Below are 12,906 nucleotides of genomic sequence, written 5' to 3' on the forward strand. Positions count from 1 at the left end.
GTTCCTTTGCATTTGCTGGAAGTCGTTTCAGGGCCGTTCAGAGCGCCCCATAGTTATTCTTTAACAAGCGGCCAATACTACCACATTCAACCCCTTAGCGGGGCATATGGCAGTGGCCGTCAGTCAAAAACCACGGTCTTGTTTTCGTAGGTAATCACCCGGTCTTCAATGTGCGCCCGCAGGCCCCGGGACAGGGCATTTTTTTCGACATCCTTACCCAGGCGCACCATGTCTTCGATGGAGTCGCTATGGCTGATGCGGATGACGTCCTGCTCGATAATAGGGCCTTCATCCAGGTCCTGCGTTACGTAATGACAAGTAGCGCCAATCAGCTTCACACCCCGGCTGTATGCCTGATGGTATGGCCGAGCGCCAGCGAAGGACGGCAGGAAGCTGTGGTGGATGTTGATGACCTGGCCCGCATACTTTTCACACAGGCTTGCAGGTAATACCTGCATGTACCGGGCCAGGACCACCACATCGGCCTCGTACCCTTCAATCAGACCATCCACTTCGCCAAAGGCTTCGTCGCGGTTGTTCTGGTTCACCGGAATATAGTGGTAGGGTATCTCGTGCCATTCCACCATGCGCCGAAGGTCTTCATGGTTGGAAATAACAGCCACGATTTCAGCATTGATTTCCCGGCTGTGCCAGCGATGGAGCAGGTCCGCCACACAGTGGGACTCCTTGCTGCACATCAGGATCACTTTCTTGGGCCGGGCCGAGTCGGCAATATGCCAGTTCATGTTGAACTCGCGGGCAATGGGCTCGAAGGCGGCACGGAACTGGTCCAGCCCGAACGGGATTGAACTGGCCTTGATTTCGTGCCGCATGAAAAACCAGCCGGTCTGGGTATCCGAATGGTGGCTCGCCTCAGTAATCCAGCCATTATAGGTCGACAGAAAGTTACTGACCTTGGCAACGATCCCCACCCGGTCCGGGCAGGAAATCACAAGACGATAGGTATGCTCCATGGAAGCCTTTCCTTAATCTGATCCGGGAAAGCGGGTGCACAGGTTCACACCCTTAAAAATGACCGGCTATGATAGCTTATCTGAGCACCAGAAACGAGGCACAGAAACATGGATAGACTCCCCCTACAGGCAGGTACGCGAAAAGCCGCTCCAGGCCGCTCACTGGCCACGAAGCTGATTGTTACCTTTGCACTGCTCTTCCCTCTGCACCCGGTGGCGGCCGACGCCATTCTTGAAGGTGAGCGCCACCACCCGGTCAAGGCCACGAACGGGATGGTAGCCACCAGCCACACGCTTGCAACGGAAGTGGCGCTTGAGGTTCTTGAGAACGGCGGCAACGCCATGGACGCAGCGGTCACGGCCGGTTTCGCCCTGGCTGTGACCCAACCCCGCTCCGGCAACATCGGTGGGGGCGGTTTTATGCTCTACGCCCCGGGCAACGGGGGCAACGTTGAAGCCATCGATTACCGGGAGAAGGCGCCGGCCGCCGCCACGGAAACCATGTTCCAGGATGAAGATGGCAATGTGGTTCAGAACCGCAGCCGTTTCACTCACAAGGCATCCGGCGTACCCGGCACCGTGGCCGGCCTGGCCCTGGCGCTGGAGCGACATGGAACGCTATCCCTGGAACAGGCCCTGGCGCCGGCAATCAAACTGGCACGGGAAGGCTTCATTGTGCCCGACCGCTTCACCGAGGGCCTGGAGCAGGCACGGGAGCGACTGCAGCGCTGGCCCGCCACCCTGGCAACCTTCTATAAGGAGGATGGCTCCGCGTGGCAGCCTGGCGAACGCTTCCGGCAACCGGAACTGGCCGACACCCTCCAGCGCATTGCCGATCGGGGCATCGAGGGCTTCTATGAAGGCAGAACCGCGCAACTCATCGTGGAGGAAATGCAACGCCACGACGGCCTGATCACCCTGGATGACCTGAAAAGCTACCGGCCGCGGATTCGCCAACCGGTTCACGGCACCTACCGGGGCCACGACATCTACTCCATGTCGCCGCCCTCCTCCGGTGGCACGCATATCGTACAGATTCTCAACATTCTCGAGGGCTACCCGCTCGCCGACTACGGCCACAATTCCGCCGCCAGCATTCACCGCATGGCGGAGGCCATGAAACTGGCTTACGCCGATCGTGCCGAGTTCCTGGGGGATACCGATTATGTGGACGTGCCCCTGGAGGGCCTGACCAGCAAGGCGTATGCAGACACGTTGCGTAAAACCATTGCTCCGGACAAGGCCCGTCCCTCATCGGAGATCCGGGCCGGGACCCCGGGCGCCTATGAAAGCCCGGAAACCACTCACTTCTCCATTGTCGACCGCTGGGGCAATGCCGTCTCCAACACCTACACCATCAACTTCAGCTACGGTTCCGGCATTACCGTTACCGGGGCCGGATTCCTGCTGAACAACGAGATGGACGATTTCAGCGCCAAGCCTGGAGAGCCTAACGCCTATGGACTGATCGGCGGTGAAGCCAATAAGGTGGAACCGGGCAAGCGGATGCTGAGTTCTATGTCGCCAACGATTGTCCGGCGCGATGGCCGCAATTACCTGGTTACCGGCAGCCCCGGTGGCTCGCGGATTATCACCACCACCTTGCAGGTGCTGCTCAATGTGATTGACCATAATATGAACATACAGTCTGCAGTCAGTGCCCCGAGGATTCACCACCAGTGGCTGCCGGATGAAATCCGCATTGAACAGGGCATCAGCCCGGATACCGTCCGGCTACTGGAGGAAAAAGGCCACAAAGTGGTGACTGGCAGCGCCATGGGCGCCATTCAGAGCATACTGATTGACAGTGAAGGCACCTTGCACGGCGGTGCGGACCCGCGCCGCAGCACATCGTCAGCCATGGGTTACTGAACCCCGGAGGTTTTATGTATCTTTCAGTGCAATTGAGTTGCTACCCACTCACCGATGACTACAAACCGCCCATCCGCGCCGTTATTGAACGGCTGGAGAAAACGGGCCTGGAAATCCATCCCGGTCGCATGAGCACCGAAATGTTCGGTGAGTATGACGAGGTGATGCGCGTGCTTTCAGACACCATGAAATGGTCGTTCGAGGAGTACGGTAAGGCGGTGTTTGTGGCCAAGATCATGGAAGGTGACCGCCGGCCACGGTAGCTCAGCGGTCGGTGACTTTCAGAACACGCCCATCAGCGCTGTCGGTGAGCAGGTAAATGGCCCCGTCCGGGCCGGTTCGCACATCCCGGATGCGTTCGCCCAGCTCACCAAACAGAACACCGACCTCTTCGGCCTGACCGCCGGCCAGACGGACGCGATGCACCTGCCGGGTAACCAGTGCACCAACCAGCAAGTCACCTTGCCACTGGGGAAACAGGTCGCCGGTATAGAGCGTCATGCCGGAGGGCGCGATGGAGGGTGTCCAGTGCAGCAGCGGTGGCTCAATACCTTCACGTTCCTCGAACGGTGTCACCCGGGCGCCGGTGTAGTCCAGCCCGTGGGTGGTAATGGGCCAACCGTAATTGGCGCCCGCACGGATGATATTGACCTCGTCGCCACCACGGGGCCCGTGCTCATGGGCAATGAGCCGATTCTGCTCAGTGTCGTAGACCAGTCCCTGCACGTTACGGTGACCATAGCTGTATATTTCACCTTCATACCGCTCGCTGCCTGCATACGGATTGTCTTCCGGAACAGTACCATCGGGGTTAAGGCGCACAATGCTACCAATGTGGTTTTCGCGCCGTTGGGCCTGTTCCCGGTAATCAAAACCATCACCCAGCGTTAGTATCAGTGTGTTATCCGGCAACCACGCCAGGCGACCGCCGTAATGGGCAGCACCCTGCTTGGCGGGCTGCGCCCGGAAAATCTCGGTTACGTTGCCCAGGCCCTGTTCATCAAGCTCGCCCCTGGCGAGGCAGGTGTGGTTGGTCTGCAGGGTGCCACAGGCGTAACTCAGGTAGACCTCTCCGCTCTGCTCGAAGTCCCTGGCGGGGAGTACCTCAAACAGGCCGGCCTGGCCAGATACAAACACCTCCGGAACACCGTCCAGCGGTTCGGGCAACAGCTCACCGTCGGCGGTCAGCATTCGCAACCGGCCCGGCCGCTCGGTCACCAGCATCCGCCCGTCGGGCAGAAAGGCCAGTGACCAGGGATGCTCCAGGCCCTCCGCAACCGTTTCGACCTGATAGCCTGGTTCATCGGCAAAAGCCCCGGAATCGGGCAACGCCAGGCCACCGGCCAGCATCAGAATCATGACCGGCGCAGAGGAAAAACCATTACCCTTGCGCCCCGCAGGGGTAACCAGCACGGCAAACAACCCACCTGCAACGGCAGCAGTCACCAACATGGCGACTAGACCGCCAGCTTCGCGGGTGGCTGCAATCAACGTCGGCATTGGTGCCAGCGTATCCACAATCCACAGCGTCACCCAAAGCCCCACGGCTGCGGCAAGCGGGTACAACCATAAACGGCCTGAGTTACCCGCCAACCTGGCCACCCATGCAGCAGCCCCTTGGGAAAACACGAAGCTGACCCCGAACAGAATGGCATACAGCGGTGCAAAGTTGATCAGGTCCTGAATACTGGTTTCCAGCCGGGTTCCCAGGCTGATCTCAACTCCCAGGCCTTCCAGCGCCTGGAGGTTGAACTGGGTCTGCACAAGGCTGCCTAGCACTGAACCCACCACAAGCGCAATGACAAACGCCAAGACCACTTTCCACCAGATGACCGATGCCGCCATTACGCGTCTCCGGCAGGCTCCAGCTTGTCCTGGGTTCGCAGCTCAAAATCGCTGGCGTCGTGCCGCTCATGCAACTGCCTGCGCTCTTCGCCCCAAGTGCGGTTGACCATCAGCCCACGTTTCACCGCCGGGCGCTCTCCTATCTCATCGGCCCAACGCACAACATTCTTGTAGGTGTGCGCCTCAAGGAATTCCGCCGCTTCGTACACCTTGTTCTTCACCAACGCTCCGTACCAGGGCCAGATGGCCATATCCGCGATGGTGTACTCATCGCCCGCGATGTAGCGGTTATCCGCCAACTGGCGGTCCAGCACATCAAGCTGGCGCTTCACTTCCATGGTGTAGCGGTTGATCGGGTACTCGTATTTTTCCGGCGCATAGGCATAGAAGTGACCAAACCCACCACCCAGGAACGGGGCACTGCCCATCTGCCAGAATAGCCAGTTCAGGGTTTCCGTGCGCGCAACGATCTCCCTGGGCAGGAACTCACCAAACCGCTCCGCCAGGTAAAGCAGGATAGACCCGGACTCAAACACACGAACCGCCGGCTTCTGGCTGTGGTCCATCATTGCCGGAATCTTGGAATTCGGATTTGCCTTCACAAACCCGCTACCAAACTGGTCACCCTCGGTAATGCGGATCAGCCAGGCGTCGTATTCCGCTTCCTTGATGCCCCTGGCCAGCAATTCCTCAAACATGATGGTGGCCTTCACGCCATTGGGGGTCGCCAATGAATAAACCTGGAACGGATGCTTGCCCACCGGCAACGCTTTCTCATGGGTGGGCCCGGCAATCGGCCGGTTGATTTTCGAGAAAGCGCCACCGTTCTCGGCGTCCCACTTCCAGACTTTCGGAGGCGTGTAGGTATCGTCGGACATTTATTCATCCTCACTTTTAGGGGGTTCAGGGATCACTAAGCAATCAGCCAGTATGCATCCTACTCTGCTGAGTTATTTCAGGAAATGAATTCGGGAACGTTAGCTTTCAGGCGGCCAGAGCCTGGCGCATCATGTTCAGCAGCCCGCCCTTGATGATCATGCTGACCTGCCGCCCACTCAGCTCATGGGTCAACTCATAACGTTCGCCGCTGCGGGCGTTTTTAGCAACAATTTTGTCACCGGATTCCAGTGCCTTCACCAGCCCATCAAACACCAGTTCGTCTCCCTGCTGGATCCTGTCGAAGGTTTCCGGGGTGACAAAGTTCAGCGGCAGGACACCGAAGCTGCACAGATTCTGCCAGTGTATACGTGAATAACTCTTGGCTATCACCACCCGCAAGCCCAGGTAGCGAGGAGCCAGAGCCGCGTGTTCCCTGCTTGAGCCCTGGCCGTAGTTTTCGCCGCCCACAATCACGGAACCGCTCTCCTGATATTGCCTGGCACGTTCCGGATAGGTAGGGTCGAGCCGGATATAGGTGAACTCGCTGATGGCCGGAATATTGCTGCGAAAAGGCAAGATGCTGGAACCGGCCGGAAGAATATCATCCGTGGAAATATCGTCACCGACCTTGAGAAGGACCGGCGCTTCCAGCGAATCAGGAAGCCCGTCAAACTCTGGCAAGGTACTGATGTTCGGCCCCTTTTCAACCACGCTCAGTTCCGGATGCTTCGCCGGTGGCCGAATATTTCGATCTTCTACATAGAAGGTACTACGGTCATCGAACACAGGATAGGTCATGTCCAGATCACGGGGGTCCGTAATCACGCCCATGAGCGCCGATGCAGTGGCTGTTTCGGGGCTACAGAGGCAGACCTTGTCTTCCCGGGTGCCCGAGCGGCCAGCAAAATTCCGCGGCACCGTGCGTAAGCTGATCTGGTCCGTTGCCGGTGCCTGCCCCATGCCAATACAGCCATTACAGCCAGTCTGATGCAAGCGCGCGCCTGCGCTGAGCAGATTTGTAAGGTGGCCCAGTTCAACCAGGTTTTCCAGCACCTGACGCGAAGTAGGGTTGATGTCAAAAGACACCCGTTCATGAACCTGACGCCCCTTGACCATCATCGCGGGAACCGCAAAATCCCGCAGGCCGGGATTGGCGGAAGAACCGATGTAAGCCTGGTATATGGACTCGCCCGCCACCTCACGCACCGGAAACACCTTCCCCGGGCTGCTGGGGAGCGCAATCAACGGCTCCAGCTTGCTCAGGTCGATCTCTTCATGGATATCGTAGGTGGCACCGTTGTCGGCCTCCAGCCTCTGGAAGTCGTTCTCACGCTGTTGTTGCCTGAGAAAGTCACGTACCGCATCATCCGCCGGAAATACCGTGGCTGTATGGCCCATTTCCTGGCCCATATTGGCGATTACATGGCGATCCATGGCGGAAAGCCCCTTCAGGCCCGGCCCATAGTACTCAAGGATCTTCCCGGCGGCGCCCTTGACGCCATGGCGACGAAGCATCTCCAGAATAACATCCTTGGCGCTCACCCAGTCCGGCAGTTTTCCTGTCAGCTTCACACCCATAACCTTGGGCATATTGAGGTAGAACGGCTCACCACACATTGCCATGGCTACAGCCAGGCCACCCGCCCCCATTGCCAGCATTCCCAGAGACCCGGCAGCGCAGGTGTGGCTGTCTGAACCCAGAAGCGTCTTGCCAGGCTTGCCAAAACGCTCCATGTGCACGGGATGGCTCACGCCGGAACCAGCCGGGCTGAACCAGAGACCAAACCGCTCGCAGGCACTGCGCAAAAACACATGGTCGTCCGGGTTGCGGCTATCCGTCTGCAACAAATTATGGTCAACGTACTGGGCAGACAACTCCGTTTTTACCTGATCCAGCCCCATGGCTTCCAGTTCGAGCATTACAAGTGTGCCGGTGGCGTCCTGGGTTAACGTCTGGTCGATCTTCAGCCCGATCTCTTCACCAGCTTTCATCTTTCCCGACACAAGATGCGACTCAATCAGCTTGCTGGCTACGTTGTGTGGTTGATTCTTTGTCTGTTTCGTCATTGGATGACCTCCATGCGAGCCAGATTTCAGATATTCATACCCTTAACTATAGCCCCCAACCCCGATTCTGTTGTCAGGATTGGGGAAAACACACCTCCTTACTCCGGGAGGACAACCTGCTCCATTTCTGTTTGTTGTTTTTGCGGACCTTTTTCAGATACCCGGTCACATCGGTAAAGTGCTTCTCAGTCGCGCCCATTTTCTTTGCCTCATCACCATGAACGCCTGACATAAACATCAAAGCCTTGTACTGATCACCCCCTTCGGTGAGTGAGTCACTCATGACCGCCAGATGACTTGCGCAAAAAATATGCATATTGCGTTTGTCGTAATCGATCTCCTGAGACCAGCTATTAACGCTGAATACAGCCAGAAGAACCGAAACGAATACGGTTGGCTTCATGAAGTTTTACTCCCCGGGGACAACAGTGAATATCAATGCGATGGACACTGGTCCGCAATTAAGGCGGCCCTCGTACCCACAATCAGCATACAGCCGCTCCCTCGTCCACGTCGATCAACGCTTCGCTCAACTGGGACACCGCTGCCCTCAAGTAGGGCGTGCACAGACTACTTGTCCGTTACCTCTTTGCGCTCACGCTCATATTCATCATAGGATTTATTAGCGCTTTCCATACATTCATCATATTGAGACGGGGGGCGCTTGGAACACTCAAATCTGTTGCTGGTTTGAATTCCTGTATAGGCTCCTCGATTCGAACAACCAACGATCACAGCCAGAAAGATCAGAATTAAGAATGTCACTTTCATTATTTCTTCCCTGATTCGGGTGATTTTCGCTCTCGAAAAGCTAAGCGGTGCAAGATCAGCCGGTTTAAAGCCGCTAAGCGGCGGAAAACCGGTTGCTGTGCAGCCGATTGTTATGTTTTCCCTGAAGTGCTAGATTGTGTATGAAAACCGGAAACCATACACATAGGTGCACCATGAGAACGAACATTGTCATTGACGACCAGTTGATGGCCGAAGCCCTCAAAGTCTCCGGCTACGAAACCAAAAAAGAAGCCGTTGAGCAAGGCCTGAAACTTCTGGTCCAGCTTAGCAAGCAGCAGGAGATTCGAAAGCTGCGCGGCAAAATCAAGTGGGAAGGCGATCTGGATGAAATGCGGAGCGCCCGATGATACTGGTGGATACCAGCGTCTGGATCGACTATTTCAACGGGGTCAATAACCCACACACTGATCTGTTGGATGCCTCGATAGTCCAAGGGTCTGTCGCTATCGGCGACCTCATATTTCTGGAAATTCTGCAAGGCATCCGCAACGACAAGCAATACCATCAGACCAAACAAAGCCTGCTCACGCTGGAACAGTATGAGATGTTTAGCAAAGATATGGCAGCCAAGTGCGCAGACAATTATCGAGCGCTTCGTAAAAGGGGCATCACAATCAGAAAGACTGCCGACGTGATCATCGCGACATTCTGCATAGAGAAGGAGCTACCCCTGCTGTTTCTGGATCGCGACTTTATCCCTTTTGTTGATCACCTTGGACTTGAGCCTGCCCTTAGAGGAAATAACGCCTTGCTCACCGGAAAATTAGGAGCGTAGCGAGTAATTTTTCCGGATGCAGCAACTTGTTAAGTGGCATTGCTGGATTGCTGCTCTGGGACCAGTAGATTTGCGTCCCGGTACAAAAGCCAGCGACCATCCCTCTTCGTAAGGACGGTGAGAGTATTGCCTGCCCGAACCACTTCAGGGGATCCTTCGACTTTTACTTTAACGGTCAAGTGACTCAGCATAAAGGCCCATTCACCTGTAACTGTAATCTCAAGCACTTCACTCTCACCATCTATTTCCATAGATGCTGCGTCCTGAGAATTTGCAGCCGACGCGAACGCTTCTTTTCCAAAAGGAGGCTGACCAGGAACAATAAAAGTAGCATCGTCTGCCATTAGGTCGAGCACTGTTTCGAAATCACCTTCTTTTGTTGCTTTCATCCACTTCGCAACAAGTTCTCGTATTTCGTCTTCATCGCTTCTCATACGAAAATTTCTCCTTTGCCACTTAACGAGGGTGTAGAAAAACCCAAAAATGAGCCACCATTTCACGACCCTCGATCTCATTTTGTCAGCCGGCCAATTCTGCCGGCATTGTCCAGTTTTCGGGTTGGTTGCCCTTTAATAACCGCCAATCCCGGTATTTCCGTGTTCAGACACCGATGGCCCGCGGCCTAAAGGGTATTCCGGGGCACTTCCTCCCCAGGATCACGCCGCTATCTGTCCGTAATTCGCCAGCTTCTCAATGTTATGCACCAGGCAATATAGCTGCCACTGGCCCTGCACCTTCTTCCGGCCTCGCAAACTGAAGCGATTCAGCCGTTTGTTGGTGCCAATGTTGCCAAACACCGGTTCCACAACCGACATGCGGTGACTGTAGATCTCCTTGCCCTGAGGGCTGTCCACTCGATGTTTCATCCAGTCGGTGTAGTTGGGCCCACGATTCCGCTCTAATGCAAAAGTTACCTGCCTACCGCTGCCTTTACGGTGATCAGCCGAGGCCGGGTTTTGCATGCATTGATGTTTCTTGGGGCAGTGTCGACACTGAAGCAGGCGGCCCTTGAACTGCGCTCTGGATACACCATTCCCATCCGTACGAGTCGCCTCATAATGAAGCTCTTTACCTGCTGGACAGATACAAGTGAGATTGACCGGATCAAACTGGAACTCACTGGCCGGAATGATGTCTTTCCAGCCCGTGTCCGGTTGCAGGGTGTGGTGTTCCTGGCCTTCACCGAAGGCCTGGGCATCGATGATGATCTGGTGTTTCTTGTCCACCGTGGCCACGCCGTTATAGCCCTGGATCGTGCCCTTACTGGTGGTCATCTTGGCGCTTTCGTTATCGGTGATGTTGCTCTTCACTTCCTTGCTCCGTTTCCCCCGGCCCATCCTTGGGCAGTTCGTCTTTAGGAAGCGGTCCACTTTCTTCAGGGATTCGTTCAGAGAGAGAACGGTCTTGGCTCGGCGAATGTCCCGGTCCAGTTCGGTCTCGGTGGCAGCCTCGTCCCGCTCGTGGTGTTCCTTCAGGTGATGGCGAATCAGTCGTCGCAGCTTCTTCCGTTTCTCTTCCAGTTCCTTGAAGGTGCCGGACCACTCTTTGGCGGCATTGGAGGGCATCTTGCAGCCGTCGATGGCGAAGAGTTCGTTACCCAGCAGGCCCTGTTCATGGCACACCAGTAGGACTTGTTCGAACAGCTCTTCGATTTCCTCGGCATGGCTGCTGACGACTCCTTGTCCGTTTGTCTGATCCTACCAAACCACTGCGAGATTTTTGAGTTGGTGAGTAGACCAAGGGAATTGCACCCTCAGCCTCTCGCAGAACGGTGCGTGAACCTCTCGACTCACACCGCTCCCATCAAGCAAAGTCACCCACCATACCTCGCTGCCAATGTACAAACAGGGAAGGTCGGGTCTTAGCCAGTGTTTTCAAAAACTGACTCGTCCGCATCTTCCTGCCTTTCAGGCGTTTGAACTTCTTCATCGCCCAAGCCACCAACGTCCGGTTGAAATGTCGCAGCACTGGGTACATGGCGGAGGGATAGAACCTTCCATAGTACGCCAGCCACCCCCGAAGTATCGGGTTATGTAGTCGCGATATATCTGCCAGACTCAGATTGGAGCGATTGCGATAGTTCAATCTCCGGGTTGTTTGCCGCATGGACTTCATAGCCGCTTGGCTGACCGCTGGCGTGAAATTCACAAACATACTGTTTCGTTTGCGGTTCTTCACCAGCCGTGGCCTGAAGGTATACCCAAGAAAATCGAACTGCGTGTTCGGGTACTGCCTTCTGCGTTTTCCATCCTTGCAGTAAACAATCTTGGTCTTCACCGGATGCATTTCCAGACCGCATTCTCGGAACCGCTTTTCCAACGCGTCCCTGAGAGCCAGGGCCTCGTGCTCGGTTCGACAATGCACCAGTCCATCATCCGCATACCGGCACCAAGGTGCCCCCGGAAACGTTCTTCCCATCCAGAGATCAAAGGCATAGTGCATGAATAGATTAGCCAACAGCGGGCTGACCACACCCCCTTGGGGAGTTCCTCGAGAACGAATCTCCTGAGTCCCATCCGCCAATTGCATGGGAGCCGTTAGCCACCGCTCTATGTAAAGGCTCGCCCATTCACAGTGCACATGCTTCCGAAGTGCTTTGCGCAGCAATTCCTGGTCTATGTTGTCAAACAGGCCTTTGATATCGAACTCAAGAACCCAGTCGTATCGCCAACATCGCTCACGCGTGATTCCTACAGCATCCAGCGCCGATTTCCCGGGCCGGTAACCGTAAGAGTCTGGGGCGAAGCTGGCTTCGATGGCAGGTTCAATCTCCCGCTTGACCACCATTTGGGCCACGCGATCAGCTACGGTGGGAATACCCAAGATGCGCTCCCCACCGCTCTTTTTAGGGATGGCCACGGCTTTCACAGCCGGTGGGAAATAGCTGCCTGACGACATCCGATTCCAGATCTTATACAGATTACTGCTCAGATCCGCCTCGAAATCCGCAAGCGACTGCCGATCCACGCCCGCTGCGCCCGCATTGGCCTTCACTGCCTTATAGGCGTTGTACACTGACCACTTATCAATGGCGTATGACTTCGTTGCACTCATTCGTCTCCTCCTGAGTCCAGTTGGACGCCGAATGCAACCACTTGATCCGAGCCCTTCGCTCCAGCCGCATTACCAGCCTTCATCACTACTACAACTCGGTCCGTCCCAGTGCTCCGCATCGGTACTCTCGCCTCGTGGTTTTAGCCACTTGTGCTTCTCCCTTAACATCGGAACGACTGGTTCCCGCAGTTCCGCACGAAAGCCTGAATCAGATTCACGCCCCCTATACGCCGGCTGCCGCTTGTCCAGTAATCAGGTGTCCGACAAGCTTGTCCCAGAAGGTAGAAACGCCCCTGGTTTTGACAGCGGGTCTCTGAATAACGACGCGTCATCGAGGGTTCACTTGCGTTCGTCTCTCTAATCCACACCTGCCCGAGATATTCTCTCGCGGCTTTGACCCCAACGCTCACTACCCTGGCTCTTTACCAACGCAGCTTGGGGTGGTTTGAAGCCTACTCCTGAAAGTCGACTTCGAAGGGCCCACCTTCATCTTTCATGCAGCTTCTACACGGAAGAACTTACCAAAATAGACAGTTCTTCCGTGTGCCTGCGGCACACTTTCTACAGCCTCAACGCTCCGCTAATGTGCGCCGCCTGCGGCGTCACCATTGAGCGGCTTGTTAGCAGATTCTGCCTGAAGACGCTCCA

Annotated in this window: 11 protein-coding genes and 1 pseudogene; 4 read left to right on the forward strand and 8 right to left on the reverse strand. The window is 56.0% G+C overall.

All coding sequences use genetic code 11. The features are described 5' to 3' along the window. Positions 1-119: 119 nt before the first annotated feature. The gene (purU, locus tag NLU14_RS19795) at positions 120-974 is read right to left on the reverse strand and encodes a formyltetrahydrofolate deformylase (RefSeq protein WP_275709822.1); all 855 of its coding nucleotides are present in this window, start codon (positions 972-974) and stop codon (positions 120-122) included. Between the two features lie 108 nt (positions 975-1,082). Between purU and ggt the strand changes: the two genes are divergently transcribed. Together ggt and NLU14_RS19805 are read left to right on the forward strand one after the other, a co-directional pair. Beyond that, positions 1,083-2,846: a gamma-glutamyltransferase gene (gene ggt / locus NLU14_RS19800; RefSeq protein ID WP_275709824.1), complete on the forward strand. Its 1,764-nt coding sequence runs from the start codon at positions 1,083-1,085 to the stop codon at positions 2,844-2,846. 14 nt (positions 2,847-2,860) lie between these two features. Further along, positions 2,861-3,109 (forward strand): thiamine-binding protein, encoded by a 249-nt coding sequence (locus NLU14_RS19805; protein ID WP_275709826.1) that lies wholly within the window; start codon positions 2,861-2,863, stop codon positions 3,107-3,109. Between the two features lies 1 nt (position 3,110). Here the strand turns inward: NLU14_RS19805 and NLU14_RS19810 are convergent, their stop codons facing one another. The 4 genes from NLU14_RS19810 to NLU14_RS19825 form a co-directional block, all read right to left on the reverse strand. Then, on the reverse strand, positions 3,111-4,691 hold the full coding sequence (locus tag NLU14_RS19810) for a PQQ-dependent sugar dehydrogenase (RefSeq protein ID WP_275709828.1): 1,581 nt from the start codon (positions 4,689-4,691) through the stop codon (positions 3,111-3,113). Beyond that, on the reverse strand, positions 4,691-5,569 hold the full coding sequence (gene yghU, locus NLU14_RS19815) for a glutathione-dependent disulfide-bond oxidoreductase (protein WP_275709830.1): 879 nt from the start codon (positions 5,567-5,569) through the stop codon (positions 4,691-4,693). Before yghU ends, NLU14_RS19810 begins: the two co-directional genes overlap by 1 nt. Before the next feature lie 106 nt (positions 5,570-5,675). Next, on the reverse strand, positions 5,676-7,637 hold the full coding sequence (locus NLU14_RS19820; RefSeq protein ID WP_275709832.1) for an aconitate hydratase: 1,962 nt from the start codon (positions 7,635-7,637) through the stop codon (positions 5,676-5,678). A 73-nt stretch (positions 7,638-7,710) separates the two neighbouring features. Continuing rightward, entirely contained in the window at positions 7,711-8,040 is a 330-nt protein-coding gene (locus tag NLU14_RS19825; RefSeq protein ID WP_275709835.1) for a hypothetical protein, read from the reverse strand. Between the two features lie 541 nt (positions 8,041-8,581). Between NLU14_RS19825 and NLU14_RS19830 the strand changes: the two genes are divergently transcribed. Beyond that, the gene (locus tag NLU14_RS19830) at positions 8,582-8,776 is read left to right on the forward strand and encodes a type II toxin-antitoxin system VapB family antitoxin (RefSeq protein ID WP_275709837.1); all 195 of its coding nucleotides are present in this window, start codon (positions 8,582-8,584) and stop codon (positions 8,774-8,776) included. Next, positions 8,773-9,204 carry a type II toxin-antitoxin system VapC family toxin gene (gene vapC, locus NLU14_RS19835; protein ID WP_275709839.1) on the forward strand — a complete coding sequence of 144 codons (432 nt, stop codon included), beginning with the start codon at positions 8,773-8,775 and terminating at the stop codon, positions 9,202-9,204. Before NLU14_RS19830 ends, vapC begins: the two co-directional genes overlap by 4 nt. Positions 9,205-9,233: 29 nt before the next feature. Here vapC and NLU14_RS19840 read toward each other — a convergent pair whose 3' ends face one another. From NLU14_RS19840 to ltrA, 3 genes and pseudogenes are all read right to left on the reverse strand, one after another. Continuing rightward, a complete protein-coding gene (locus NLU14_RS19840; protein ID WP_275709841.1) occupies positions 9,234-9,638 on the reverse strand; it encodes a YybH family protein in 405 nt (134 codons plus the stop codon). A gap of 222 nt (positions 9,639-9,860) precedes the next feature. Then, positions 9,861-10,877 (reverse strand): annotated as a pseudogene (locus tag NLU14_RS19845) (transposase); the annotation flags it as partial. A 130-nt stretch (positions 10,878-11,007) separates the two neighbouring features. Continuing rightward, complete coding sequence (gene ltrA, locus NLU14_RS19850) at positions 11,008-12,258, reverse strand: group II intron reverse transcriptase/maturase (RefSeq protein WP_275709843.1); 1,251 nt, start codon at positions 12,256-12,258, stop codon at positions 11,008-11,010. Positions 12,259-12,906 lie beyond the last annotated feature (648 nt).

It is taken from the genome of Marinobacter iranensis (assembly GCF_029207565.1).
Lineage (GTDB): Bacteria > Pseudomonadota > Gammaproteobacteria > Pseudomonadales > Oleiphilaceae > Marinobacter > Marinobacter iranensis.

Excerpts from the sequence above, each read along its gene's own strand:
- purU (WP_275709822.1), bottom strand. The coding sequence starts at position 974 with ATGGAGCATACCTATCGTCTTGTGATTTCCTGCCCGGACCGGGTGGGG.
- ggt (WP_275709824.1), top strand. The coding sequence starts at position 1,083 with ATGGATAGACTCCCCCTACAGGCAGGTACGCGAAAAGCCGCTCCAGGC.
- NLU14_RS19805 (WP_275709826.1), top strand. The coding sequence starts at position 2,861 with ATGTATCTTTCAGTGCAATTGAGTTGCTACCCACTCACCGATGACTAC.
- NLU14_RS19810 (WP_275709828.1), bottom strand. The coding sequence starts at position 4,691 with ATGGCGGCATCGGTCATCTGGTGGAAAGTGGTCTTGGCGTTTGTCATT.
- yghU (WP_275709830.1), bottom strand. The coding sequence starts at position 5,569 with ATGTCCGACGATACCTACACGCCTCCGAAAGTCTGGAAGTGGGACGCC.
- NLU14_RS19820 (WP_275709832.1), bottom strand. The coding sequence starts at position 7,637 with ATGACGAAACAGACAAAGAATCAACCACACAACGTAGCCAGCAAGCTG.
- NLU14_RS19825 (WP_275709835.1), bottom strand. The coding sequence starts at position 8,040 with ATGAAGCCAACCGTATTCGTTTCGGTTCTTCTGGCTGTATTCAGCGTT.
- NLU14_RS19830 (WP_275709837.1), top strand. The coding sequence starts at position 8,582 with ATGAGAACGAACATTGTCATTGACGACCAGTTGATGGCCGAAGCCCTC.
- vapC (WP_275709839.1), top strand. The coding sequence starts at position 8,773 with ATGATACTGGTGGATACCAGCGTCTGGATCGACTATTTCAACGGGGTC.
- NLU14_RS19840 (WP_275709841.1), bottom strand. The coding sequence starts at position 9,638 with ATGAGAAGCGATGAAGACGAAATACGAGAACTTGTTGCGAAGTGGATG.
- ltrA (WP_275709843.1), bottom strand. The coding sequence starts at position 12,258 with ATGAGTGCAACGAAGTCATACGCCATTGATAAGTGGTCAGTGTACAAC.